Origin of the sequence: Streptomyces sp. NPDC086989, from assembly GCF_044745505.1 — a bacterium.
Taxonomy (GTDB): Bacteria; Actinomycetota; Actinomycetes; order Streptomycetales; family Streptomycetaceae; genus Streptomyces.
Genome location: NZ_JBIVAL010000005.1, coordinates 191,729 through 214,782 on the forward strand (window position 1 = coordinate 191,729; position 23,054 = coordinate 214,782).

24 protein-coding genes are annotated in these 23,054 nt (G+C 73.7%); 8 read left to right on the forward strand and 16 right to left on the reverse strand.

Features of this window, described 5'->3' with window-relative positions; translation table 11 throughout:
• The first annotated feature begins 99 nt into the window (after positions 1 to 99).
• Together ACIPK4_RS13665 and ACIPK4_RS13670 are read left to right on the forward strand one after the other, a co-directional pair.
• Positions 100 to 1,170: a DUF2330 domain-containing protein gene (locus ACIPK4_RS13665; protein ID WP_402312186.1), complete on the forward strand. Its 1,071-nt coding sequence runs from the start codon at positions 100 to 102 to the stop codon at positions 1,168 to 1,170.
• 137 nt (positions 1,171 to 1,307) lie between these two features.
• Positions 1,308 to 1,787 (forward strand): hypothetical protein, encoded by a 480-nt coding sequence (locus tag ACIPK4_RS13670; protein ID WP_402312189.1) that lies wholly within the window; start codon positions 1,308 to 1,310, stop codon positions 1,785 to 1,787.
• Positions 1,788 to 1,869: 82 nt separating this feature from the next.
• Here the strand turns inward: ACIPK4_RS13670 and ACIPK4_RS13675 are convergent, their stop codons facing one another.
• On the reverse strand, positions 1,870 to 2,253 hold the full coding sequence (locus ACIPK4_RS13675; protein WP_402312191.1) for a hypothetical protein: 384 nt from the start codon (positions 2,251 to 2,253) through the stop codon (positions 1,870 to 1,872).
• A 132-nt stretch (positions 2,254 to 2,385) separates the two neighbouring features.
• On the opposite strand from ACIPK4_RS13675, the gene ACIPK4_RS13680 reads away from it, so the two are divergent.
• Complete coding sequence (locus tag ACIPK4_RS13680) at positions 2,386 to 3,225, forward strand: PaaX family transcriptional regulator C-terminal domain-containing protein (RefSeq protein WP_402312194.1); 840 nt, start codon at positions 2,386 to 2,388, stop codon at positions 3,223 to 3,225.
• On the opposite strand, the gene ACIPK4_RS13685 is transcribed toward ACIPK4_RS13680, so the two are convergent.
• On the reverse strand, positions 3,226 to 4,038 hold the full coding sequence (locus ACIPK4_RS13685; protein ID WP_402312197.1) for an NAD(P)H-binding protein: 813 nt from the start codon (positions 4,036 to 4,038) through the stop codon (positions 3,226 to 3,228).
• 84 nt (positions 4,039 to 4,122) lie between these two features.
• Between ACIPK4_RS13685 and ACIPK4_RS13690 the strand changes: the two genes are divergently transcribed.
• Complete coding sequence (locus tag ACIPK4_RS13690) at positions 4,123 to 4,536, forward strand: winged helix-turn-helix transcriptional regulator (protein ID WP_376200356.1); 414 nt, start codon at positions 4,123 to 4,125, stop codon at positions 4,534 to 4,536.
• 18 nt (positions 4,537 to 4,554) lie between these two features.
• Here ACIPK4_RS13690 and ACIPK4_RS13695 read toward each other — a convergent pair whose 3' ends face one another.
• The 8 genes from ACIPK4_RS13695 to ACIPK4_RS13730 all read right to left on the reverse strand — a co-directional run bounded on the left by ACIPK4_RS13695 (position 4,555) and on the right by ACIPK4_RS13730 (position 10,989).
• On the reverse strand, positions 4,555 to 4,947 hold the full coding sequence (locus ACIPK4_RS13695) for a hypothetical protein (protein ID WP_402312200.1): 393 nt from the start codon (positions 4,945 to 4,947) through the stop codon (positions 4,555 to 4,557).
• A 271-nt stretch (positions 4,948 to 5,218) separates the two neighbouring features.
• Entirely contained in the window at positions 5,219 to 6,073 is an 855-nt protein-coding gene (locus tag ACIPK4_RS13700; protein WP_402312203.1) for a DMT family transporter, read from the reverse strand.
• A gap of 188 nt (positions 6,074 to 6,261) precedes the next feature.
• A complete protein-coding gene (locus ACIPK4_RS13705; protein WP_402312206.1) occupies positions 6,262 to 7,065 on the reverse strand; it encodes a RimK family alpha-L-glutamate ligase in 804 nt (267 codons plus the stop codon).
• On the reverse strand, positions 7,062 to 7,973 hold the full coding sequence (locus ACIPK4_RS13710) for a RimK family alpha-L-glutamate ligase (RefSeq protein ID WP_402312209.1): 912 nt from the start codon (positions 7,971 to 7,973) through the stop codon (positions 7,062 to 7,064). Before ACIPK4_RS13710 ends, ACIPK4_RS13705 begins: the two co-directional genes overlap by 4 nt.
• A gap of 129 nt (positions 7,974 to 8,102) precedes the next feature.
• Positions 8,103 to 8,510 carry a hypothetical protein gene (locus tag ACIPK4_RS13715; RefSeq protein ID WP_402312212.1) on the reverse strand — a complete coding sequence of 136 codons (408 nt, stop codon included), beginning with the start codon at positions 8,508 to 8,510 and terminating at the stop codon, positions 8,103 to 8,105.
• Positions 8,511 to 8,577: 67 nt separating this feature from the next.
• Entirely contained in the window at positions 8,578 to 9,306 is a 729-nt protein-coding gene (locus ACIPK4_RS13720) for a zf-HC2 domain-containing protein (RefSeq protein WP_402312215.1), read from the reverse strand.
• The gene (locus ACIPK4_RS13725) at positions 9,303 to 9,899 is read right to left on the reverse strand and encodes a sigma-70 family RNA polymerase sigma factor (protein WP_054221182.1); all 597 of its coding nucleotides are present in this window, start codon (positions 9,897 to 9,899) and stop codon (positions 9,303 to 9,305) included. The genes ACIPK4_RS13720 and ACIPK4_RS13725 overlap by 4 nt, the downstream gene beginning before the upstream one ends.
• A 97-nt stretch (positions 9,900 to 9,996) precedes the next feature.
• Entirely contained in the window at positions 9,997 to 10,989 is a 993-nt protein-coding gene (locus ACIPK4_RS13730) for a DUF1996 domain-containing protein (protein WP_402312218.1), read from the reverse strand.
• A 112-nt stretch (positions 10,990 to 11,101) separates the two neighbouring features.
• Here ACIPK4_RS13730 and ACIPK4_RS13735 point away from each other — a divergent pair, with 112 nt between their 5' ends.
• From ACIPK4_RS13735 to ACIPK4_RS13745, 3 genes are all read left to right on the forward strand, one after another.
• Positions 11,102 to 11,845 (forward strand): DUF1838 family protein, encoded by a 744-nt coding sequence (locus tag ACIPK4_RS13735; RefSeq protein ID WP_402312221.1) that lies wholly within the window; start codon positions 11,102 to 11,104, stop codon positions 11,843 to 11,845.
• 509 nt (positions 11,846 to 12,354) lie between these two features.
• Positions 12,355 to 14,139, forward strand: coding sequence for a S8 family peptidase (locus ACIPK4_RS13740; protein ID WP_402312946.1), 1,785 nt, complete (start codon positions 12,355 to 12,357; stop codon positions 14,137 to 14,139).
• Positions 14,140 to 14,328: 189 nt separating this feature from the next.
• Positions 14,329 to 17,106 (forward strand): AAA family ATPase, encoded by a 2,778-nt coding sequence (locus tag ACIPK4_RS13745; protein ID WP_402312223.1) that lies wholly within the window; start codon positions 14,329 to 14,331, stop codon positions 17,104 to 17,106.
• Between the two features lie 27 nt (positions 17,107 to 17,133).
• Here ACIPK4_RS13745 and ACIPK4_RS13750 read toward each other — a convergent pair whose 3' ends face one another.
• The 6 genes from ACIPK4_RS13750 to ACIPK4_RS13775 all read right to left on the reverse strand — a co-directional run bounded on the left by ACIPK4_RS13750 (position 17,134) and on the right by ACIPK4_RS13775 (position 22,002).
• Positions 17,134 to 18,048, reverse strand: a complete 915-nt coding sequence (locus ACIPK4_RS13750) for a glycoside hydrolase family 19 protein (protein ID WP_402312226.1) — start codon at positions 18,046 to 18,048, stop codon at positions 17,134 to 17,136.
• Between the two features lie 170 nt (positions 18,049 to 18,218).
• Complete coding sequence (locus ACIPK4_RS13755) at positions 18,219 to 18,632, reverse strand: rodlin (protein WP_402312228.1); 414 nt, start codon at positions 18,630 to 18,632, stop codon at positions 18,219 to 18,221.
• A 236-nt stretch (positions 18,633 to 18,868) separates the two neighbouring features.
• Entirely contained in the window at positions 18,869 to 19,060 is a 192-nt protein-coding gene (locus ACIPK4_RS13760) for a DUF5302 domain-containing protein (RefSeq protein ID WP_402312231.1), read from the reverse strand.
• Positions 19,061 to 19,350: 290 nt separating this feature from the next.
• Positions 19,351 to 20,286: a 2-dehydropantoate 2-reductase gene (locus ACIPK4_RS13765; protein ID WP_402312233.1), complete on the reverse strand. Its 936-nt coding sequence runs from the start codon at positions 20,284 to 20,286 to the stop codon at positions 19,351 to 19,353.
• A gap of 107 nt (positions 20,287 to 20,393) precedes the next feature.
• Positions 20,394 to 20,756, reverse strand: a complete 363-nt coding sequence (locus ACIPK4_RS13770) for a hypothetical protein (protein WP_054222072.1) — start codon at positions 20,754 to 20,756, stop codon at positions 20,394 to 20,396.
• A gap of 325 nt (positions 20,757 to 21,081) precedes the next feature.
• The gene (locus tag ACIPK4_RS13775) at positions 21,082 to 22,002 is read right to left on the reverse strand and encodes a MurR/RpiR family transcriptional regulator (protein ID WP_402312236.1); all 921 of its coding nucleotides are present in this window, start codon (positions 22,000 to 22,002) and stop codon (positions 21,082 to 21,084) included.
• Positions 22,003 to 22,214: 212 nt separating this feature from the next.
• Between ACIPK4_RS13775 and ACIPK4_RS13780 the strand changes: the two genes are divergently transcribed.
• Positions 22,215 to 23,048 (forward strand): PP2C family protein-serine/threonine phosphatase, encoded by an 834-nt coding sequence (locus ACIPK4_RS13780; protein ID WP_402312239.1) that lies wholly within the window; start codon positions 22,215 to 22,217, stop codon positions 23,046 to 23,048.
• The last annotated feature ends 6 nt before the right edge of the window (positions 23,049 to 23,054 follow it).

Here is a 23,054-nt window from a genome sequence, read left to right on the forward strand (position 1 = left end):
GACCAGGGGGTTCCGCGAGTCGGAACGGCCCTGTGACCAGGGGGCGACGACGGTGGCCGGAACCGGATCACAGGGGTCCTCGTCTGAGACCCCGTGTGGATGAAACGAAGAATCGCCGCCCTCCTGCTGGCCCTGCTCGCGACGCAGCTGGGATCGCTGATCAGCCCGGCGTACGCGTGCGGCTGCGGCGCCATGATCCCCCCGGGCTACGCCCGGATCGGCGTCGAACGGGAGACCTCCGTCGTGCGGTTCGACGGGCGTACGGAGCAGATCGTGATGGGGTTCGTCGTCCGCGGGGACGCCCCGCGCGCGGCCTGGATCATGCCGGTACCCGGACGGGCGACGGTGGAACTGGGCGACGGGGAGGTGTTCCGGCAGCTGACCCGGCTGACCCGGCCCGAGTTCAGGACCCGCGGCTACTTCTGGCCCCGTGACCGGGACTGGCCCTTCTCCTGGGGCACGTCCGACTCCGCGGGCGACGCGGCGCCCCGGGCGGGCGCACCCTCCGTCGGCGTCGTCGGCCGCGAACAGCTCGGTGACTTCGACGTCGCGCGCCTCACCGCGACCGACCCGGACGCGCTGCGCAACTGGCTGGAGACGAACGGCTTCACACTGCCCGACGGCCTCGCCGCCGAGCTGAAGCCGTACGTCGACCGGAAATGGGAGTACGTGGCCGTACGCCTGGCGCCCCGCGAGCCGGGCAAGACCCTGACCGGCACCCTCGACCCGCTGAAGATCCGTTTCGACAGCGACCGGCTGGTCTACCCGATGCGGCTGTCCCGGCTGGCCAAGACCCCCCAGTCGCTCGGCCTGTACGTCCTCGCCGACCACCGGATGGAACCCGCCTCCCGGATCGGCGGCGCCGAGCCGAAGGTCACCTTCGCCGGCGAGGTCACCCCCGAGGGCGCCCTCGCCACGCTCACCGGCGGCAAGCCCGCCTTCCTGACGGCGATCGACCAGGAGTTCCCGGAGCCCGGCCGCATCGACGGTGATCACGAACTGCGCGCCACGGCCGCCGACACGCCGTACCGGAAGGTCATCTACCACGGCGAACTGCTCACCGTCGGCGGCGTCCCCGCCTGGCTGCTGACGCTCACGGCCGTCCTCGTCGCCCTCGCGGCGGCGGTGTTCACCCGCCGCCGCCGGACATCGCGTACGCACTCCGGCTGAACGGTCCCGGCCCGGCCCCCCGGACCGGGGCGGCCGGGGGGGGGCAAGCGCGGTCGTGTGGGCCGTCCCGGCGGGGCGCGCCGGCGTCAGGGCGTGTAACGCCCACCCCGTCCGCTCCCACTGCCACCCTCGGGTCCGTGGACGTCAAAACCTTCTACGCGCTCTTCTCCGCCACGTGCTTCACGCTGGTCGGCCTGTGGTGGAACGTCGTCCAGAACCACGCGGACTGGATGCGGGACCCCGCGCTGCGGCGTCTCGTCGGCGGGATCTACCTGTCCTTCCTGCTGCCCGCCCTGATGGGCCTCTTCGCCCAGGTCGGCGGCACCCAGCAGCCGCAGATCTGGCGTGCGGCCTTCATCGCCCTCGCCGTGGTCGGCTGTGCGTGCACCCTGCGGCTGCTGGCCCGCACGCGGGGCGACCGCTTCGTCACCTGGCAGCAGGCCGGCGCCGCACTCCTCTACGCCCTCATCGCCGTCGTCGGCGCCTTCCCCGAACTCGCCGGCCACATCGGCCTGCGCCCCATCCAGGCCGAGGCCCTGATACTGATCGGACTGATCGTCCTGGGGCACGCCCTGGTCTGGCGTTTCATGGCGGGAGAGGGCCGCGCCGACGACTGAACCGCGTCCCCCGCGCTCGTCCCGCGCCCCGATGCGGCCGGGACCCGAGCCCGCCGCATGACCCCCGCCGCCGGCGCGCGTCTCAGCCGAAGAGCAACGGCACCTGCCTCTCGACGCAGAAGCGCAGGACGTCGGCCAGGCGGCGGGCGTCCTCGAGGTGCCGGTGGAGCAGCGGGCCGTCGTCGTCCTGCGCCCACGCATGGGTGATCGCCTCCAGCCGGGGCAGCATCACCGCACAGTCGTCGGGTGACAGGTCGTCACCGCACACATCCGGATGATCGAGCAGTGGCTCCAGCACGGTGGACACCCCGCTCCACGGCCGATCGCCGCCGAAGCCCCACATCCCATCGAGGTCGAACCCCTCGGATCGGGCCAGGCGCCTGCGGAACGAGTGGAAGCGTACGCAGGACCAGGTGGCGTCCGGACTGCTGTTGTCCCCGTCGCCCGGGTAGAGGATCAGCCCCATGTTTTCTTCCTGTTTCCGTGTGCCGAGCACACAGGATCGACGGGACCGCGCCGCCTCGGCAACCGGGTTGATGCCCGAGCTTGCGGGGGAGAGGCTCGATATGATCACGGCCGCGCACAACGGAAGGCGATCATGTCGGACAGCCCCCTCAGGCCCAGCTCGCTGATCACCACGGTCTACGGAGCGTTCCTGCGCCGCCTCGGCGGCTGGATCTCCATCGCCGACCTGATCACGCTGATGGATGAGCTGGACGTCGACGGACCGGCGGTGCGGTCGGCGATCTCGCGGCTCAAGAAGCGCGGCGTCCTCGAACCGGAGCGCCGGGGCGCCAGCGGCTACCGGCTCAGCGAGACCGCGCGCCCCGTCTTCGACGAGGGGGACCGCCGCATCTTCGCCAGCCTCGAACCCGCCGACCTGGCCGACGGCTGGGCCATGGCGGTGTTCTCCGTACCGGAGTCCGAGCGCTCCCGCCGCTACCAGCTGCGCTCCCGGCTGACCTGGCTCGGCTTCGGCAACATCGCCCCCGGCGTGTGGCTGGCCCCGGGACGGCTCCTGGACGACGCCCGCGGGATGCTCGTACGGCTGGGCCTCAGCGAGTACGTGCACCTGTTCGCCGCCGACTACGCCGCATTCAGCGACCTGGCTCAGACCGTGGGCGACTGGTGGGACTTCCCGGCGATCCAGACCCAGTACGCGGCCTTCACCGACACCTACGGCCCCGTCGCCGAACGCCTCGCCGCGCAGGGCGGACCCGGCCCGGCGGACGCGTTCCGCCACTACGTGCCGCTGCTGACGCAGTGGCGCCGCCTCCCGTACCTCGACCCGGGCCTGCCGACCGAACTCCTGCCGCCCGACTGGAACGCGGTGGAGGCCCGCCGGCTCTTCCAGCAACTCCACACGATCCTCCAGACCCCCAGCCTCCACCACGTCCAGGAGATCACCGGCCTGACGGAGGGCACGGACGGGACCTGACTAGGCGAGGGCCGCCGCGAGCGGGGAGCGGGGAGCGCGTCCCAGCAGACGGCGCAGGTCACCGGTGGTGCCGGACAGGAATCCGGCGGCGATGGCGGAGTACGTGCCCACCAGCATCGGCACCTGGAAGAGCTCGGCGCCGGAAGCGGCGATGTGCGACCGGGCCGCGGCGAGCGTCCCGGGCTCGTACGTGACGTGGGGCCCGTGTGCGCGGGCCAGATCGGCGCCTCCGACGGCCTGCTCGCCGACGAGTTCGTAGACGCGCCCCGCATGGGCGGGCGCCTCCACCGCCACCCGTACCGCGACGTCCGCCAGATCCGCGCGTGCGACGGCCGCCAGTCGGCCCTCGCCGAGCGGTGCCGTGATCCGGCCGTCCGGCGACGGCGCCGCGATCGCGCCGAGCAGCTCCGCGTAGAGACCGTTGCGCAGGACCGTCCAGTGCATGGCGCTCTCCCGGAGCCGGCGCTCGGTCCAGCGGTGCGGCAGGGCGTAGGGGAGGTGATCGCCGCCGGAGGCGAGGCTCGTGTAGACGACCTGCCGGACACCGGCCCTCTCGGCGGCGTCGACGGCGGCGCCGTGCCGGGCGATGACGGTGTCGTCCTCGCCGTAGCCCGCGGAGACCAGCAGCAGCACGTCCACGCCCGCGAAGCCCTCGGTGAGAGTGGCGGGGTCGTCGAAGTCGATGCGGCGGACCGGCAGCGAAGCCCGGACCTGCCGGGGATCGCGCGTCCCGAGGACGGTGTCGTCGCGGCCGGACAGCCGTTCGGCGATCAGCGAGCCCAGGGCGCCGGTGGCGCCGGTGACCAGGATCATGAGGATCTCCCGTTCCGGTAGGTTCTCTTCGGTAACCGGGTTCATCCTGCGGGGTCGCGCCAGGGGGCGTAAGGAGGCACTTGCATGTCAGCAGGGCACACGGCGGTAACCACCCCACCCGTCGTCAGCTGCGGCGACGAGCACGAGGACTGTGGGATCCGTGACGTGCTCGACCGGATCGGCGACAAGTGGTCGGTCCTGGTCGTCGTCGAACTGGCCCAGGGCGTACGCCGTTTCCGGCAGCTGCAACGCGCCGTGCCCGGTATCTCGCAGCGGATGCTCACGCTCACCGTGCGGCGGCTGGAGCGCGACGGGCTGATCACACGGACCGTGCACCCGACGGTGCCCCCACAGGTCGAGTACGAACTCACCACGACGGGCCACAGCCTGACGCATCTGGTGAAGGCCCTCGCCGACTGGTCGGCGCAGCACCGCGATGCCATCGCGAGGGCGCGCCGCGCATGGGACACCGCACATCCCGACGCCGGAATCCGCTGACCCGGCGGCCCCGAAGCCCTACGGCAGCGGCGCGATCGTGTAGGTGGGGATCGAGGGGTCCTTGAGGTCGGGCTTCCACGGCGTCCAGTTCGGCGTCGGGACGTGCGTCGGCGCCGGTGGCGGGTTGGGTCCGCGGTTCGGGTTCTGGGGGACCCTCGAAGCACCCGCCGGGGGCGGGGACTTCGGGCGGGCGCCGGGCGTGGCCCCCGGGTCCGGGGTCTCGTCCGGCTCCGTGGAGGCGGCGGGCGGCGTCCCCGTGGGCGCCGGGGTGGGGGCCCCGGGGGCCGGTGACGCGGGCGGCGTCGGGCTCGCGGTCGGCGCCGGCGGGTGTGCCGGCCCCGGCGCCGGGGACGCCCCGGCGGAACAGCCGGTGAGCAGCAGGGCCCCCGCCAGCAGCGCGGTCACGGACATCGGCACTCTGCCGTGAGGGCTGACGCCCACCGGCCACCTCCTGGAACGATGATCTGGTCAATGCGCCGTGATCGTAGCCCAGCCCTGCGGGCCGGCCCCCAGGAGGGACGATGCCCCCCCCGCACCCGGGGTCGTGCCCATCGCGGTGACGGCCTGGGGGGCCTGGCCGGTCGTGGGGGCCGCAGCGCTCCCGGGCCGTACGGCTGCGGCATCGGGGGGCACGCGTGGTCCGCCCTGCCGTGGCGGCCCGGGAGCTGCGGCTCCCGGCCGGTCAGGGGGCGCCCGTGCCGGCGCGGGCGAGGGCCACGACGCCCGCGCAGATCAGCGCCACGCCCAGCAGCTGCGGCAGCAGCCACCAGCCCGCCCGCAGATGCTCCTCGTACAGGGCCACGCCCAGCGCGATGCTGACGCTCGCATCGCCCAGGGTCAGCGCGGGCTGCGAGGCGACCAGCGGTCCGCCCTGCATGGCGTGTTCGAGGAGCAGCAGGGCGCAGACACCGGTCGCGCCGAAGGCGTACGTCTGCCATGCCGTCAGGAACCCGACGATGCCGTTCTCGGTCAGCACGTACACGGAATGCTTCATCAGGGCGGCCGTGAGCGCGTAGCAGACGGCGGTGGCCGCGCCCAGGCAGCCGGCCCGGGCGCGGCCCGGCGGGCGGCGCAGCCCGGCCACCGCCAGGCCCGCGACCACGGCCGCACACACGGCGAGCGCCGGGACCCACCGGTCGATCGGCACGTGCGTCCGGTTCCCGGCGGGTGCGGCCGCGGCCAGCGCCACACCGAGCCCGGCCACCACCCCCGCCACGGCCAGCCACAGCGCCCCCGGCAGCCGCCGCCGGGTCAGCAGTGAGGCGATCAGCAGCGCGAGCGGCAGCTCCAGGACGAACAGGGGCTGTACGAGGACCAGCGCGCCGGTGGCCAGCGCCGCGGCCTGCCCCACCCCGGCCGCGATCACGGCCAGGATCCCGGCGATCCACACGGGACGCCGCAGCAGGTCGAGGACGAGACCGAAGCGGAAGCCCTTGCTCTGCGGCACGGTGAGCGCGGCCCGTCGCTGGAGCACGGTGGCCAGCGCATTGCTGAGCGCCGCGAACAGCGCGAAGAGGACCGGCAGCACGAAGCCCATCCGCCGATCCTCACGGCGTCCGCCGCCGGCGCGGCCCGCCGACACGCCCCGCGGCGCCGATACCGCACGTCCGGGCCCCCGCCGGGCGCGACCGGTGCCGGGCGGGCCTCCGCCGGGCGGGATCAGCGGGCGGGATCGGCGGGCGGGATCAGGCGGCCGGGATCAGCGGGCGGGGCCGGCGGGCGGGATCAGCGGGGGCGGGCGGCCCGGTCGAGGGCGAGGGCCGCCAGGGCCTTCGGCGCGCCGGCCTGGCCCCGGATGCCGGGGAAGGCGTTGACGTCGACGATCAGCGGGGTGCCGTCGCCGGTGTCGACGAGGTCCACCCCGTACACGTCGAGCGCGAACACCTCACCGGTCCGGCGGACCAGGTCGGCCCAGCCCGGCGGCAGTTCGGCGAGGGACAGCGGCCGCGCCGGACCCCGTACCCCGGGCGCGAGCTCGGAGCGGCGCAGGGCGGCGAAGACGCGGTCCCCGACGGCCCACAGCTTGTGGTCCCAGCCGCTGTTCGGCGCGAACTCCTGGACCACCACCGGCTCCTGCGGCCAGTGCGCGGCGAGCTCGCGCAGCCGGGCCCCGTCGTCGACGAGGGCGACGAGGTCGTGCCGGCGGCTGTGCCGGCTCTTGACCACGAGGGGCGGACCGGGGAGCGGCTCCGCGGCCGCCCAGGCGGCGAGGGAGCCGTACGTACGGGTGCCGGCGAACGGCAGACCGGCGGACAGGGCGAGCTCCGCCATCGCGGTGCGGTCCTGGCAGAGCGTGGTCGCCGCCGCGGAGTTCAGCACCGGGGCCCCGCGGCGCTCCAGTTCCCGCGCGAGGTCCAGGGCCCGCGGTGTGCGCGCCTTGAGCAGGTACACGTCGGCCGGGTCGGCGGGGGCACCGCCCGCCGCGCCCGGGTCCAGCGACTCCACCCGGTGCCCGGCGGCCTCCAGCAGCGCCGTCGCGCCGGCCAGCAGCGGATGGCCGGGCTCCGGGGTGACCAGGCAGACCCTCACAGCGCCACCTCCCCGGTCCGCGCGGCCGCCGCCCCCTGCGCCGGGATCGACACCGGCAGGCCCTGGGCCCGGGGGTGGCAGGCGGCTGCCGTCGCGCTGCCCGCGCTCGCCAGCCCCAGGACGGCCCGTGCCACCCGAGCCGCCGCGTCCGGGACCTGACGGAAGCTCGGGAAGTCGTTCACGTCCACCACGACCGGCCCGTCGGGGCCCAGCAGCACGTCCACGCCGTACAGGTCGAGCCCGTACACCGCACCCACCTGCGCGGCGATCGCCGCGACCTCGGCCGACAACGGCACCCGCCGCTCCCGCACCGCCGGATCGGGGTGCAGCGGCGAACAGCGCTCGGTGGCGAACAGCTCCCCGCCGACCGCGTACACCTTGATGTCGGTGCCCGAGTTGGCCACGTACGGCTGCGCGATGAGCATGTGCTCGCCCGCGAGCACCGGCAGCACCGCTTCGAGCTCCGCGGGCGACGACACCAGGTGCACGGCCCGCCCCGAGCTGCCGTCCGCGGGCTTGACGACGAGCGGGTACTCCGCCGCCGGTATCTCCCGCAGCAGTTCCGGCTGCGCCGCGGCGTACGTCGGCGGCATCGGGAGCCCCCGGGTCCGCCCGATGGCCGCGGCCAGCGCCTTGTCCCGGACGCCCCGGATCGAGCGGGCGTCGTTGACGGTCGTCATACCGGCCGCGGCAGCGGCTTCGAGCAGCGTCAGCCCCGGACCGCCCGACACGGTCTTGAGCACCCAGGCGTCGTGCGTGCCCGAGGCCACGGCCTCATTCATCCGCAGCAGCGAACCGCCCGGCCGCACGACGTCCACGCGGTGTCCCCACGCCGTCAGTTGCCGGATCACCTCGTTCGGCATGCCGTCGTGGCGGTAGTGCTCCTCCACCAGGAAGCAGAGCCTCATCGACCTTCCCCATATTTCCCGGACGTCCGCCGATCCCGTCCGGCGAGTTGTGACGTCACAGGATGTCATGAACCGCAATGTGATGATCGGTCCGGATGGGGTGTGGGACCCCGAGCCGTCGGAGGGCCGTCACTCGTGGTGCGTGACCGCCACGAGTGCCGCGTCCCGTACCTCCGTCTCCGCGTGTCTCGTCAGCCCCCTCAGCAGCTCCCGCCACTCCGGCGGCCACCCGAGACGCCGCCCCACGGCCGTGGTGAGCCCGACCGCGAACCGGCCCGCCACCCCGGCCCCGTCCTGCGCGAGGGCGCGTACGGCCTCCAGGACCACCTCCGGATCCCCCACCCGGTCGCCGTGCAGGCTCCCGTCGCGCAGGGCGTTCGCCGTCGAGGCCGCGAGACCGGGCCGGCCCTCGCGGGCGGACACGAGGTCGTCCAGGGCCGCCCGCAGGACCGCAGGCTCCGCGCGCAGCTCCACCGCACGCCGCGGCAGCGCCACGCGCCTCGTGGCCAGGGCCGGTTCGCCGACGAGCAGTCGCACCAGCGCGTACGGCGAAGAGCCCGGGCGGCCGTCACCGGCCGTCCGGGCTCCCCGGAGGTCGCGCCGGCTACACCGGCATGGGCACGGACACGAACCGCTTGCCCGCGTCGTTCTCGACCACGACCTCCTTGACGTTGGCCGGGTCCACGGCCGCCGAGCCGTCCAGCGAGGCGCCCTTGCCCTCGCCGTTCTGGCTGCCGACGACCCAGCTGCCGGCCGGCGTCCGCTTCCCGTCCCGCCCGACCACGATCAGCATGCAGCGCTCGCCCGGCGCAATACCCGCCACGGCCGCGTGCACCCGGACCCACTTGGCGGCGGGCGTGACCTGGACGGTCATCCGCGCCCCGGTGCTCGCGTCGGTCGCCGCGGCCACCTTCGTGCCGGCGACCGGGGGCGACGGGGCCGCCGTCTGCGTCGGCGTGGGCTGCGGAGGCAGGGCGACCGGCCCGGCGTCCGCGGAGCCCAGCTGGGCCCCGGCCCAGAACACGGCGGCCAGCGAGGCCGCCGCGGCCAGTCCCGCGACGCTCCAGCGCCGGCGCCGGTCCCCGGCCGCCTCATTGCGCACCTGCCGCAGCGTGCGCTGGAGCAGCAGGTCACCACCTTGCGGCGGCCCGTCGAGGAAGGCCTCCGCAGGCACCTCGCCCAATGCCGCCTCCATCTCGCGCAACGCGGCCACCTCCTCCCGGCATTGCACGCAGCCGCTCATGTGCTCCTCGACCCGGCGGACGTCCTCCGCCTCCAGAACGCCGAGAACGTACGGGCCGAGCAGTTCCTCCTCGTGCCGCTGCCGGTTCATGCCACCACCTCACGCAGTCCGGCGGGCCGCTGGGGCGGCCTGCCCATTCGATTGCCCTCCTTGGTACTTCCTTGTCGGAACACCTCGCGCAACGCCTTGAGCGCATAGTGCGCGCGGGATTTGACCGTCCCCGCCGGGATGCCGAGGCTGTCGGCCGCCTCGGCCACGCTCAGCTGGCGGTAGTACAACTCCTTCAGCACGTCCCGGTGCTCCGGGGAGAGCTGGTCCAGGGCGCCCAGCACGGTCATCGTGTCCACGATGGAGTCGGCGTGGTCCAGTTCGACCGGCGGAGCGGCGGCGGCCCCCGAGACCTCCGCGGGGCGCGCGGCCTTGGCCCGGTAGCGGTCGGTGATGATGTTGCGGGCCACCGTCAGCAGCCAGCCGCGCACCGATCCCTTTCCGTTGACCAGCACCTCGGAATGCCGCCAGGCGCGGATGAGCGTCTCCTGGACGACGTCCTCGGCGGTGGCCCGGTCCCCGGTCAGCCGGGTGGCGTAGGCGAGCAGGGCGTGGCCGTGCTCCTCGTACACCGACCTGATCAGTGCCTCATCGGTCGAGCCCCGCCGCGTGCGGGGCCACAGTGGTCCGGCCATCTCACCCTCTCCGTCTTCCTCGCCCATCTGGTGCGGACAGAACACGCGTCTGCGGAGCGAGCGGTTCATGTGACCCGCGTCACACGGGCGGTGGCGCTCAGGTGCGGCAGGTGCGCCCCTCGTTCAGGCAGCCGACGACGGCGGCCATCTGTGCGTCCGTCATGGCGTCCACGAACATCGCGTGGTCCGTCTTCGGGCTGTGCCGCTGCTCGGGGAAGGAGTCGACGGCGACCGGCGCCCCCGGCGGCACCTCGTACGCGAGGGAGATGCGCAGCTGCGGCACCGCGAAGGTGCCCTGCGGGCAGACGCCGTTGGACGCGGGGAAGAGGAGGTGCGAGCGGTGGCCCGGGCTCTCGGTGTCCAGCCCGTTCCAGCAGCTGGGGAAGACGAGCGTACGGGTGAGGCGTTCCCCGGCGGGGCAGCGCGGGTAACGGGTGGTGGACCGGTCGGGCGTGCCGGAACAGCCCCAGCGGGCCCGGACGTCGGCGTCGCTCGCCGCGGTGCGGGCCACCGCGTCCCCGGTCATCGCGCGCAGGAAGCGCGGCATCGGTACGACCTTGCCCACCGGGCTGCCGCGGAACTCCACGGACACCGCCGCCTCGGGCAGGATCGGGCCCACGTTGCCGTGCCCGGCGGAGCCCTCCTGCGGATGACCGCCCGCCCGGTCCGGCCGGCGCAGGACCGGCCAGTAGTACGTCGAGCGGTCACCGCCGCGGCAGCTGGTCGCCGCGGCGGCCAGGGAGGCGTCGGTGGACATCGCGTCCGTGGACAGGTTCCCGACGTACGCGTGGGTGTGGTGGGCGCCCGAGCGCAGCCCGGGCGACACCACCAGGTTGTCCTCGTTGTAGTGGCGCTCCTCGTTGCGCCCGCAGTCCACCGTCACGGTGCCCGTCGAGGCGTCGGGGCCGGCCGGCGGCTCGCCCGGGCCGGAGGGTACGTCCCGTATGTCCACGTAGTCACGGGAGTTCGTCCCGGAATGCGGCTTCCCGTCGGGGCCCGCTAGCCGGGTGGCGCCCAGCACGGCGGCCGTCAGCCCGATGCCGAGCACCAGGCAGACGAGCAGCGTGAGCAGACGGCGTTCGTTCCCCATGCCGGTCACGGTCGTCGGTGCGCGCCGCATCGTCAACTCCGAGTCCGCATGTCGGCCAGGCCCCCGCCCGGCGGGTTGCCGAGCCGGTGCGCGGCCGCGCAGAGTACCGGGCATGACACCCGCTGAGCTCCTGCACGCGTTCGCCCGCACCCGCGCCTCGCTCGACGGCACCGAGGTGACCTTCTGGTGGACCGGGGACATCTACTCCTGGGCCCCCGAACAGCCCTACCGGCACGTCTTCGGCTTCGAAGGCCTCAACGTGGCCCGCCTCGTCGAGGACTCCGAGGGCGGCGGCTTCCAGCTGCTCACCAGGGAGGCGGGGTTCTACCTGGACCCGCGGACCCGGGAGATCCTGGACACCTGGGAGGGCAAGCCGGTGGTCCACATCTGGAACGATCCGGCCAACCTGCGGCTGCGGCCGTTCCCGGTCCCCGTGACCGAACTCGGCGACCAGGTCTGCTTCAGCCTGGAGATCCCGATCGCCTACCCCTCGCCGCTGCCGGTCGCCGAGTACCCGCTGAACTCCGCCGACGACACCTACCGGGCATTGGAGCTCTTCCAGTTCTTCGCACCCGGCGCGGTGTTCACCACCGACGCACCCGGCGTGCCGTGCACCATGTCCTGGATGCGGATGTCCCCCTGGCTCCCGTGGATGGAACAGGGACAGCGTCCGGGCGGCCTCGCCTTCCACTGCCGGGGCCGCAAGCTCGGCTCGTACACGGAGGTCCCGGAACACCTGCGCACGTACGTCGCGGACCGCCACCCGGAATACGCCCACGCCCCGGAGAAGTGGACCGAACCGAACGAGACGAGCTGGACGTACTTCCGCACCCACCACGGATCCCCGCCGCGCTAGGCCCTGTCGGGTTCGTCCCAGGTTGCCCGGGGGTCGGCCGGTCGGCCGCGCCCGGCGGTGGCGCGAAGGGCGGTCCGCCTTCGCCCGGGCGGGTAGCCCGGGGGCGTCGGATCGGGGCAGGGGCGAGGGCAGGGACTGGGGGAGGTGCAGGGGGGCCGTCAGGGGGCGGACAAGGGTTTTCCCCGTATCGGGTTCATCCCCCGGTTGCCTACTGTCTGCCCACCGGCGATCTCTTCCGTCCCGGACGGACCCCGCACCAACCCCACATGGTGTGAATCCGTGCGGCCGGGCGATCGCCCGCACCGCCGTCGTCCCAGCCCCGCCGAAGCGGCCGGGACGACGCGGCGAGCAGCGGTGGCCGGGACGGGCATGACCAACCCGTCCTCGGCCCCGTGGCCGCCGGTTCACCTCCCACACAGCTCCAACCGCCCGCTCCGGCTTGCCCGGAAACGGCCCGCGAAGGGAACACCGTGCACGCAACGAGACGCAGGCTCATATCCGTGGTGGCGATGTCCGTCACCCTGCTCGCCGGCTCCGCCACCGCTTCCGTGGCGCTGACCGGCTCGGAGCCCGCTCCGGCCCCCGCCGCCGCCACCCTCCCGGCCGCCGGCGCCCCCGCGACCCCGGCAGCCGCGCCCGTGCAGAACCTGATCGTCGGCTACAAGGCCTCGGCGACCGAGGCCAGTTCCAATGAGGCCGCCGCCGACGACGCCGCCGCCAAGGGCAAGAAGGCCGGCAAGAAGGCGAAGTTCGACCGCCGCCTCGGCACCGGCGCCGCCCTCGTCAACCTGGGTGGTGCGACCGCCCCGGCCGACGCGGCGGACGTGATGGCCCAGTTCCGCGCCGACCCGGACGTCGCGTACGTCGAGCCGGACGCCCGCGCCTACGCGATGGCCACCCCGGACGACACCGAGTACGCCAAGCAGTGGGACCTCTTCGAGCCCACCGGTGGCATGAACGTTCCGGCAGCCTGGGACAAGACCACCGGTTCCGGAGTCACCGTCGCAGTGATCGACACCGGCTACGTGGCCCACTCCGACGTGGCGCCCAACATCGTCGCCGGCTACGACTTCATCTCCGACTCCACCGCCGCCCGTGACGGCAACGGCCGTGACAACAACCCGGCCGACCAGGGCGACTGGAGCGCGGCCGGCGAGTGCGGCACCGGCTCCACGGCCAGCGGCTCCTCCTGGCACGGCACCCACGTCGCGGGCACCATCGCCGCCGCCACCAACAACGCCAAGGGCGTCGCGGGCATCGCGTACAACGCGAAGATCCAGCCCGTCCGCGTACTCGGCAAGTGCGGCGGCACCACCTCCGACATCGTCGACGCCATCACCTGGGCCTCCGGCGGCACCGTCGCGGGCGTCCCGGCCAACGCCACCCCCGCCAAGGTCATCAACATGAGCCTCGGCGGCTCCGGCGCCTGCACCACCAGCTACCAGAACGCGATCAACGCGGCCGTCGCCCGCGGCACCACGGTCGTGGTCGCCGCCGGCAACAGCAACGCGGACGCCGCCGGCTTCTCGCCGGCCAGCTGCAACAACGTGGTCGCCGTGGCCGCCACCAACCGCACCGGCGACCGCTCCTTCTACTCCAACTACGGCGCCAAGGTCGACGTCGCCGCCCCCGGTGGTGAGACCCGCCGCGCCACCGACACGCCCGGCACCGTCACCACGCCCGAGAACGGCATCCTCTCCACGCTGAACAACGGCACCACCACCCCGGGCTCCGAGATCTACAAGCCCTACCAGGGCACCAGCATGGCCGCCCCGCACGTCGCGGGCCTCGCCGCCCTCGTCGTCGCCGCCAAGCCCTCGCTGACCCCGGCGCAGGTCGAGGCCGCGATCAAGGCCAACGCCCGCCCGCTCCCCGGCACCTGCACCGGCGGCTGCGGCACCGGCATCGCCGACGCCGCCGCGACCATCAACGCCGTGACCTCGACGCCCCCCACCCCGGGCTTCGAGAACACCACGGACGTGAACATCTCCGACAACACCACCGTCGAGAGCCCGATCACGGTCAGCGGAGTCGCGGGCAACGCCCCGGCCGCCCTCAAGGTCAACGTGGACATCAAGCACACCTACATCGGTGACCTGAAGGTCGACCTGGTGGCTCCGGACGGCAGCGTCTACACGCTGCACAACCGGGCCGGCGGGAGCACCGACAACATCAACCAGCAGTACACCGTGAACGCCTCCTCGGAGGTCGCCAACGGCACCTGGAAGCTCCGCGTCAACGACAACGCCGGCGGCGACACCGGCTACATCGACGCCTGGAGCCTCGCCTTCTGAGGGCCCGATAGTACGGACCATTGAGCCCCGCGGACCTGCCAGTACACCTCGTACCGGCAGGTCCGCAGCCGTTTCCGCACAACCGACTGAATTCTGCGTCACAATCCGTGTCCACCCGGCACCCGACCTCGTATTGTCGCCTCTCACAGGAGAGGCACAGAATGGGGACCGAGAGGCTGGTGGCTGTGCGTGGTGGCGGCGACGGGGAACGCTGACACGACCGTCGGGCACGGTGAACTGATCAAGGCGGTCGAACGCGCGCTGAACACGCACGGGCGGGCGCTGCTCACCGGGCCCGCCGGCGCGGGCAAGACCGAGGCGCTCGCCACGGTCGCGGCCGCGGCCTCGGCCCGCCACGAGACCGTGCTCCGCCTCACCCCCGAAGCCGCGGACCAGTGGATTCCGGAGGCCTCCGCCGCCGCACTCCTCGCCTCCGTCCCCGCCGCCGCGCTGGAGCGGCTCTCCGGACCCCAGCGCACCGCCATCGCCCTGCTGTGCCGCGAGACCGACGCGCCCCGCGCCGGCCGCGACCACGTCGCGCTGCGCCTCGCCGTCGTCGAGGTGCTCCGCACCCTCGCCAGCGCCAACCCCGTCCTGCTCGTCCTCGACAACGCCCAGTGGCTGGACGCCGAAAGCACCGATCTGCTCCGGTTCGCCCTGCGGCTCACCCCGCCCCGCGTACGGGTCCTCGTCGCCGAATGCGTCCAGGGCGGAGCCCCGGTCGGCGGGCCCCTGTGCGGCCCCGGCACCCCCGCCATCCGCGTCCCCGCACTCGGCGCCGACGAGATAGCCGAACTCCTCGCCCGCCACGGCCTGCCCGCCCGGCTCGCCGGCCGCATCCACCAGGCCAGCGGCGGGAACCCCCGCCTCGCGCTCGCCCTCGGCCACTCCCTCGCCGAAGCCGCCGAGGCCCGCGACGGCAGCGCCCACCACGCCGATCCGCTGCCCCTGTCCGGCCAGGCCCGCGAAGTCGCCCGCCGGCTCCTCGCCGAAGCCCCGGCCCAGGCCCGCCGCACCCTGCTCCTGGCCGCCCTCGCCGCCCGCCCGACCACCGCCCTGCTGCGCCGGGCCGGCCGCCCCGACGCCGAGGCCGAACTCGCCGAGGCGGAACGGGCCGCGCTCGTCACCGTGGGGGAGGACGGCGCGGTCGCCTTCACCGCCGGAGCCCTTCCCATGGCCCTGGCCGCCGACGCCCGCTGGCCCGAGCGCGCCGCCGCACACGCCGCGCTCGCCGACGCCGTCGACGACCCCGTACAGGCCGTGCGCCACCGGGCCCTGGCCGTGGACACCCCCGACGAGTGGCTCGCCGCCGAGATCACCGAGGCCGCCGCGTCCTGCCGACGGCGCGGCCAGCGCGCCCTGGCCGCAGAACTCGGCCTGCTCGCGGCCGAACGGACGCCGAGCAACCGGGCCGGGGACGAACTGTCCCGCCTCGTCGCCGCGGCCGAGGACGCCGGCTGGGCCGGCCGCGCCGACCTCGCCCGCCGCGCCACCCGCGCCGTACTGGCCCGCGACGCCTCGCCCGCCGACCGGGTACGGGCCCGCCTCGCCGTGATCGACGCCGCCGGACAGGCCCTCGCGGACCTCGACGAGACCTTCGCGTACGCCATGGACGACGCCGCCGCCGACCCCGCCCTCCGGGCCGCCGTACAGCTGCGGATCGCCACGAAGTACAACCTCAGCGACGGCGACCCCGTCCGCTCCCGCGACGCCGCCGCCGAGGCCGGCCGCCTCGCCGCCCTGGGCGGCGACCAGGTGGCCGAGGCCATGGCGCTGACCGTACGGGCCCGGATGGGCCGCATCCTCGGGGACCCGGACGCCGAGGACATCCTCGCCGAGGCCCTGGCCCTGCCCGCCCCCGAGGTGCCGCTGGGCATGCGCAACGCACCGCAGTACCTGGCCGTACGGCACGCCCTGTTCGACGACCGCCTCGCCGACGCCCGCCGGCAGCTGCTCGTCCTGCTCCCCGCCGTCCGGCGCACGGGATCCGCCGAGGACGTCTTCGAGGTCCTGCGCAGCCTCACCGAGGTGGAACTGCGGCGCGGCCGCTGCGCCCTCGCGTCCGCGCACGCCCGGCGCGCCCTCGAACTGACCATCGAGGCGGGCCTCTCGCCGGGCCCCGCCTGGTACGCCGCTGCGATGGCCGAGGCCGTGGGTGGAAGCTTCGCGCGCGCCGCGGCGTACGCCCGGCGCGGCATTCAGGCCTCCGAGGAGGAACACGACCAGGTGTTCCTCTCGCGCAGCCTGTACGCGCTGGGCCTGACCGAACTCGCGACGGGGGAGGCCGCAGCAGCAGTGGCCACGCTGCGCCGCGTGGCCGAACTGGAGGAGGCCCAGCAGGTCGTCGACCCCTCGATCCTGCGCTGGCACGGGGAGCTGGCCGAGGCGCTCGTGGCCGTGGACGCGCCCGACGAGGCCGCCGAACTGCTCGCCTCCGTCCGTACGGTCGCCCTTCGCCTCGGGCGCACCGCGGTGCTCCCCGCACTCGACCGGGCCCGCGGCCTGTGCCTGTCCGCGCAGGGCGACGCCGACGCCGCCGTGGACCTGCTGGCGGCCACGGCGGACCGGTTCGCCGCGCTCCAGCTCCCGGTGGAGCGCGGCCGTACGCTGCTCGCCCTGGCCCGCGTGGAGCGGCGCCGGCGCCGGCGCGCACCCGCCCGTGCCGCGCTGGGCGCCGCGGCCGAGGTGTTCGCCGCGGCCGGCGCGAAACCCTGGGCCGAACTCGCTGAGGAGAACCGGGACCACACCCCGGCCGCGGCCGCGGGCGGTCCGGCCGTGGCCCTCGCGGCACTGACCGAGGCGGAGGCCCGGCTGGCCCTGCTCGTCGCCGAGGGCGCCAGCAACCAGGAGGCGGCCGCGAAGCTGTTCGTCAGCGTCAAGACGGTCGAGGCCCGGCTGACCCGGATCTACCAGAAGCTCCGCGTGCGCTCCCGGGCCCAGCTGGCCACCACCCTGCGCACCCCGTGAGGGAGCGCCGGGCGGCGGCCCGGCCGGTCAGCAGCCGAGGTTGTCGCCCGGGGTCACGCCCAGGATCTGGGTGAAGCTCTGGTACGCGTTCACCCGGCTCTGGACCTGGGCGGGGTTGCCGCCGTTGCACTCCAGGGACCCGTTGATGGAGCGGATCGTCTCTCCGAACCCGGCGCCGTTGACCATGGCGGCGTGGGCGGTCATCGTCCCGGGGCCGTTCTGGGTGTTCCAGTACCACAGGGCGGTCTTCATGGCGACGGCCGGATCCTGCTCCACGAGGTACGGGTTGGCGAGCAGGTTGATGCCGAGGGCGTCGCCGGCCGCCTTGTAGTTGAAGTTCCAGCTGAGCTGGATCGGGCCGCGCCCGTAGTAGGCGGCCTGTCCGGCGGGACAGCCGTACGGCTGTCCCGCGTCGCAGTAATGGGGGTAGTTGGCGGTGTTCTGCTCGACGATGTGGACGAGGCCGCCCGTCTCGTGGGAGACGTTCGCCAGGAAGGCGGCGGCCTCGCGCCGCTTGACGGTGTCGTCACCGGTGTTGGTGAAGGCGGGGTACGCGGAGAGGGCCGAGACCAGCCCGTTGTACGTGTAGAAGGGGTTCCGGTTCGGGAACATCCGGTTGAACTGGGCCTCGGACACCACGAATCCGGACGGCGTGCCGGGATCCGGGTCCTGGCCGCCACCGCCGCAGGAGCCGAGGTCGGACCAGACGCCCCACTGCCCGGTGGTGCCGGGCGTCTCGCCCTGCGTCCACCACTTGGCCTGCCAGTTGTGCCCGCTGTACGAGGCGCTCATGCCGTTGGTGTAGACGGCGGACGAGGCCCACGGGGCCGCGCAGGCAGCGGCCGCGGAGGCGGGGGAGGCGGGGAGGGCGACCGCGAGGCCGAAGGTGGCGGCCGCGGCGGCTGCCAGGGCGAGCGCGCGGCGGCGTAGCACACGTATCACGTAAGGGCTCCTTCAGTGGGGGGAGTTGCCGTGGGGGGCGAGTACCGCCACTGAAGCGAAACTGGTCTGGACCTGTCAAGGTCTAGACCAGCTTTCATCGTCTGGGAACAAACGGACGGGGCCCGTACGCGCCGATGCGCGTACGGGCCCCGCCGTTCGCCCGCGAGCGGTCAGCTGCCGGCGGAGACGTTGCCGGAGAGGATCGGGATGTTGCTGAGGATGTGCGAGGCCGAGTCGTCGCCCTTGGCCTGGGTGGAGTTCTCGGTGCACTGCTGGTTCATCGGGTTGTGCAGGACATTGATGTCCTGGACGCCGATGTTGGCGATGAGCGCGACCAGGGACTGGGCGTTGACCTTCGCCGGCAGGCCGACGCAGAGCTTGTTGAGCGAGCCCTGGACCAGGCTGAGCTGCGGGCTCATCGCGCCCTCGGTCTCCTGGTTGCCGTAGATCTGCGAGGAGTCGTTGCCGTTGACCGTGTTGACACCGTCGTCGTTGCCGATCGCCATCGCCGGGGCGGCTACCGCGGCACCGAAGCCCAGCACGGAGGCGGTGACCGCAGTGGTGGCCATGAACTTCTTCAGCATGAGGTGGTTCCTTCTGTCGCACTGTTGCTTGGGATGGCTGCCCCCGGCGGGACGAGCTGATCAACTGCCAACGGCGCGCTTGGTTATTGCGTGTCACCCGAGTGGCCCAGTGCACCGGCCGTGAGAAGGGGTACGCGAAGGGGGTACGCGAAGGGGCCGCCTCCCGCTCGGTGAGCGGGAGGCGGCCCCTTGTCCGACCTCTTCAGGGCATCGCCGGGAGAGACCGCGGCCGGCGGTCAGCCCGTCTTGCGGCGGGTCTTCTTGTTCTTGCCGCCCGCGCCACCGCTGGCCCCCTGGATCTTCGCCCGGCTCTGGTGGGACTGCTGCGCGTGGGCACTGCGGGCGTTGCGCTCGAGGGCTTCCCGGAACTTGCGCTTGGCCTCCTCGGCCGGCGATTCGTCCTGCGGGGTGTCCGACTCTTCTGACATGTGTCCTCCTGGGTTGACCTGAAGCGGCCTCAGTCTGTCACCCGTCGTTCCCCCTGACCAGCGGGTTCCGAGCCGCGGCGGGCCGGGGCGGCGGATCACGGGCGCAGCCGGTGCTTCGGTCCGGGGAGGGCCGTCCGCCGGCCCGGCGGCCGACCCGGACGAGGGTGGGCGGCCCTGGGGCGGGGAAAAGCGCCGGGGACACACGAAGGCCCGGGACTCGCGGGGAGTCCCGGGCCTTCGCTGGTGCACTTCGCTTGACCGCCGTGTTCAACGACGGACCGCGCCGGAGGTCACCCCCCGTCCGGGTGGCGTTCCACGCGCCGCTGGTGCACCCGGAGCTGCAGGGTGGCGAGGTCCAGCAGCGGGGTGGGTACGGCGAGCGCGCGGGCCCGGCCGACCAGGTCGCCGAAGAGGTGCTCGACCTCCGTCGGCCGGCCGGCGATCAGGTCCCGGTACAGCGACGGGGTGAGCGGGGAACCGGGCGTGGTCACCGTCCGGGCGGTGAAATCGAGTTCGGCGTCCGGCACCGGGTGGCCCGCCGCGGCGGCGACGGCCGCGCCCTCCGCGAGCACGGCCGGCCCGAGTCCGGCGCCGCCGGGCACGGCGACGGCTTCGCCCACGGCTCCGCGCGCCAGGCACGTGACGGCCGCCAGGGTGGTGATGAAGACCCACTTGTGCCACATCGAGGCGACGACGTCCGAGGTCCCGGGGCTGTCGACGCCGGCCCCGGTCAGCAGGGCGCGTACGGCCTCGACGCGCTCGGAGGCCCGGCCGTCGAGTTCACCGGTGATCAGGGTGGACGGCGGGGCCATGCGCACGATGTCGCCGTGCTCGTTCAAGGTGGTGACCACCTTGGCAACGCCGCCGAGGACCGGCCCGGCGCCGAAGTGGCCCCTGAGGTGGTCGAGGTGGGCCATGCCGTTGAGCAGCGGCACGATCACGGTCCGCGGCCCGACCGCCGGGGCCAGGTCCTTCGCCGCGCGGCCGAGCGCCGTGGACTTCACCGAGAGCAGGACGAGGTCGTACGGGTGCGACAGCGCGTCGGCGGTCACCAGCCGGGGGGTGAGGGTGAAGTCCTCGCCCAGGCCCGTCACCCGCAGCCCGCGCTCGCGCAGGGCGGCGGCCCGGTCCGGGCGGACCAGGAAGGTGACGTCCTGCCCGGCCTGCGCGAGGCGGGCGCCGAACCAGCCGCCCGCGGCTCCGGCACCCACAGTCAGGATTCTCATGCGGGAGAGCCTATGCGCGGGGACCGGCCCGGAGGTTCGGATCGTGAAGGTCCGCGGGACGGACTCCTGCTGCGGTGTGCGCGGGCCGGCCGGACCGCGTGGACGGGTCAGCCGGGCGAGACGCGCAGCGCGTCGCCGACGAGGCGGACGGCGCGGGAGAGCCGGCCCAGCTGCTGGAGCTCGACGGCGTACATGCGGATCGAGTTCTCGATGACGGCTTCGGCCACGCCCATCGAGGGCAGTTCGGCCCGGCTGGTCTCCAGCGCGACCCGGACCGCCCGCATCTCGTGCTGGAGCTGGAGCTGGGCGTGCCGGCTGAGGAGGACGGGGCTGCGGGTCAGCGTCGAGTAGCTGCCGTAGCGGGCCGGGAGCAGATCGCGCAGCCATCGCATGGCCGTGCGTTCCCAGTCCTGGGTGCCGGGGGCCTTGACCTGACAGGGCCAGTCCGGGCTGAGCGTGGTGGAGGCCATCTGGCGCATGCTCGTCGCTTCCGAATGGTGTCGAACTCTGATCGAGACGTTGGTGGGCGGCCTCGGCCCAGGGGTTGACCGAGGCCGCCACAAGCGCTCTGGTGGATCCCAGTGCCGGGAACGGGCAGCGAGGCGGGGCGTGAGGAGGAGCGTCCCGCGCGGGATGTTCGTTCTGGGAGGGCGTGGGGTCGCTCTCCTTGGCGTCTGGTGGATCCGGCGCGCTGCTCAGTAAACATATATACCGTCGAGTAAACAAGAGAATGAAAAATTACATACGCCTCGACGGCATGAAAGTGGACTGCCTTATACCGGTTGGAAAGGGGCCTTACAGGAAGAATCCGTGCTGGTCGGCGACCTGCTCGTACCCCTCAAGCCGCGCCTGCGTGCGCTCGGGATCCGCGTCGGCCATCGCCTGGAGCAGGGCCGCGGACAGCATCCCGGGCGCCGCGTACGAGTCGAAGACCAGCCGGGCGCCGGTCCCGGCCGTCAGGGCCACGTCCGCCTCGTCCACCAGGGGCCCCAGGGTGGTGTCGGTGATCAGCGCGATCTTCAGCCCGGCGCTGCGCGCGGCCCGCAGCGCCGACAGGGTCTCCTTGGCGTGCCGCGGCATGGCGAAGGCCAGGGCCCAGGTCCCACCGGCCTCCCGGGACTGGAGCAGGGCGTCGTAGGCCACGCTGCCTCCACGTGTCACCAGCCGGACATCGGGATGGATGCGCCGTGCCGCGTAGGCGAAGTACTCCGCCAGCGAGACCGAGATCCGCAGCCCGAGGACCGTCAGCGGCACCGAGCGGGCCAGCTCGCGGCCGATGTCGAGCACCTGGTCGGTGTCGGCGAGCAGCCGCCGTACGTTCTCCAGGTTCGCGATCTCGGCGTCCACGGCCGCCTGGAGCTCGTTGCGGCGGAACTGCTCGCTGGTCTCCGGGGAGCCCGCGACGGCGCTCAGTGCCATCGGCTGGAGGGCGTCCCGCAGTGCCGGGTAGCCGCTGAACCCGAGGGCGGTGGCGAAACGCGTCACCGACGGCTGGCTGACGCCCACCCGCTCCGCGAGCTCGGTGATCGACAGGAACGCGGCCTCGGTGAGGTGGTCGATCAGGTACTGGGCGATCCGCCGCTGCCCGGGGGAGAGCCGGTGGCCGTCGAACAGGGCGCGGACCCGGTCGCCCGGAGCGCGCTCCTGGACCGGCGGCGTCTGCCCGCTCGGCGTGATCGCAGCCGCCTGCGCGCGTGCCTGCTGCCCCGATGACACCGGTGGGCCTCCCTCTCATGTCACTCGTCTTCAAACATAGCTCACGCCCTGTGGTCGGCCGCCCCCGTCGGACGGGGCCGGGCGCGGGCCCGCGCCCGGCCGCATCCCTCGCGACCCCCGGAGGCCGAAACTATGATGTGCTCGGGTCTTTGGCGCACCGCGCGCAGTGAGAGCCGAGAGCAGGGACATATGGATGCACCCGGGAGCGGTCCGTGATCCCGCGCCGTCCCCCGAAGTCGGTGAGCGCCACCGACCTGCTGGCCACGCTCGGCCGGCTGACGGCCCGGGCGAAGGCGGGAGCGGAACTCCAGCAGGCCCGGGTGGAACTCGCCGAGGCCCTCCAGCGCGAGATGCTGCCTGCCTCCCTGCCCGCCCTGCCCGGCCTGCGCAGCGCCGCCCGCTACGCACCCGCCCGGCACGGTCTGGACATCGGCGGCGACTGGTACGACGGCTTCCGGCTGCCCGAGGGCGCGCTCGCGTTCTCCATCGGCGACGTCCAGGGGCACGACGTCGAGGCGGCCGCCTTCATGGGGCAGGTCCGCGTCGGCCTGCGCGCCGTGTCCACCGTCGTCTTCGATCCGGGCGAGATGCTGAGCCGGGCCAACGACGTGCTGCTGGCGATGGACTGCGAACTCTTCGCGACCTGCACCCTGCTCCGTTTCGACCCCGATACCTGGGAACTCGAAACCGCCCGGGCCGGCCACGTGCCCTCCGTCTGGGCCACGGTCGACGGCCGCTACGGCATCAACGAGGAGGAGGGCGGCCCGCCGCTGGGGGTCGATCCGGGCGCCGGGTACGCGGTCACCCGGCGCAGGCTCGACCAGGCGGGCACCCTCGTCCTGCTCACCGACGGCGTGGTCGAAGGGCCGTCCTTCCCGATCGACGTCGGACTGGCCCGCGTGGCCCGGGTGGTCCGGGAGGCGGCGGGCGCCGATCCCGACGAGATCGCCGGGGAGATCATGAAGGTGGCGGATTCCACCGGCCACGCGGACGACGCGGCGGTGCTCGTCCTCAGCCACGACGCGGCAGGACCCCGGACCTGGTAGCGCGTG

What these genes read in the sequence shown, in the direction of transcription:
- ACIPK4_RS13665 (WP_402312186.1), top strand. Translation starts at nt 100, where the DNA reads ATGAAACGAAGAATCGCCGCCCTCCTGCTGGCCCTGCTCGCGACGCAG.
- ACIPK4_RS13675 (WP_402312191.1), bottom strand. Translation starts at nt 2,253, where the DNA reads ATGGGGCTGATCCTCTACCCGGGCGACGGGGACAACAGCAGTCCGGAC.
- ACIPK4_RS13680 (WP_402312194.1), top strand. Translation starts at nt 2,386, where the DNA reads ATGTCGGACAGCCCCCTCAGGCCCAGCTCGCTGATCACCACGGTCTAC.
- ACIPK4_RS13685 (WP_402312197.1), bottom strand. Translation starts at nt 4,038, where the DNA reads ATGATCCTGGTCACCGGCGCCACCGGCGCCCTGGGCTCGCTGATCGCC.
- ACIPK4_RS13690 (WP_376200356.1), top strand. Translation starts at nt 4,123, where the DNA reads ATGTCAGCAGGGCACACGGCGGTAACCACCCCACCCGTCGTCAGCTGC.
- ACIPK4_RS13695 (WP_402312200.1), bottom strand. Translation starts at nt 4,947, where the DNA reads ATGTCCGTGACCGCGCTGCTGGCGGGGGCCCTGCTGCTCACCGGCTGT.
- ACIPK4_RS13700 (WP_402312203.1), bottom strand. Translation starts at nt 6,073, where the DNA reads ATGGGCTTCGTGCTGCCGGTCCTCTTCGCGCTGTTCGCGGCGCTCAGC.
- ACIPK4_RS13710 (WP_402312209.1), bottom strand. Translation starts at nt 7,973, where the DNA reads ATGAGGCTCTGCTTCCTGGTGGAGGAGCACTACCGCCACGACGGCATG.
- ACIPK4_RS13720 (WP_402312215.1), bottom strand. Translation starts at nt 9,306, where the DNA reads ATGAACCGGCAGCGGCACGAGGAGGAACTGCTCGGCCCGTACGTTCTC.
- ACIPK4_RS13725 (WP_054221182.1), bottom strand. Translation starts at nt 9,899, where the DNA reads ATGGCCGGACCACTGTGGCCCCGCACGCGGCGGGGCTCGACCGATGAG.
- ACIPK4_RS13730 (WP_402312218.1), bottom strand. Translation starts at nt 10,989, where the DNA reads ATGGGGAACGAACGCCGTCTGCTCACGCTGCTCGTCTGCCTGGTGCTC.
- ACIPK4_RS13735 (WP_402312221.1), top strand. Translation starts at nt 11,102, where the DNA reads ATGACACCCGCTGAGCTCCTGCACGCGTTCGCCCGCACCCGCGCCTCG.
- ACIPK4_RS13740 (WP_402312946.1), top strand. Translation starts at nt 12,355, where the DNA reads ATGTCCGTCACCCTGCTCGCCGGCTCCGCCACCGCTTCCGTGGCGCTG.
- ACIPK4_RS13755 (WP_402312228.1), bottom strand. Translation starts at nt 18,632, where the DNA reads ATGCTGAAGAAGTTCATGGCCACCACTGCGGTCACCGCCTCCGTGCTG.
- ACIPK4_RS13760 (WP_402312231.1), bottom strand. Translation starts at nt 19,060, where the DNA reads ATGTCAGAAGAGTCGGACACCCCGCAGGACGAATCGCCGGCCGAGGAG.
- ACIPK4_RS13765 (WP_402312233.1), bottom strand. Translation starts at nt 20,286, where the DNA reads ATGAGAATCCTGACTGTGGGTGCCGGAGCCGCGGGCGGCTGGTTCGGC.
- ACIPK4_RS13770 (WP_054222072.1), bottom strand. Translation starts at nt 20,756, where the DNA reads ATGGCCTCCACCACGCTCAGCCCGGACTGGCCCTGTCAGGTCAAGGCC.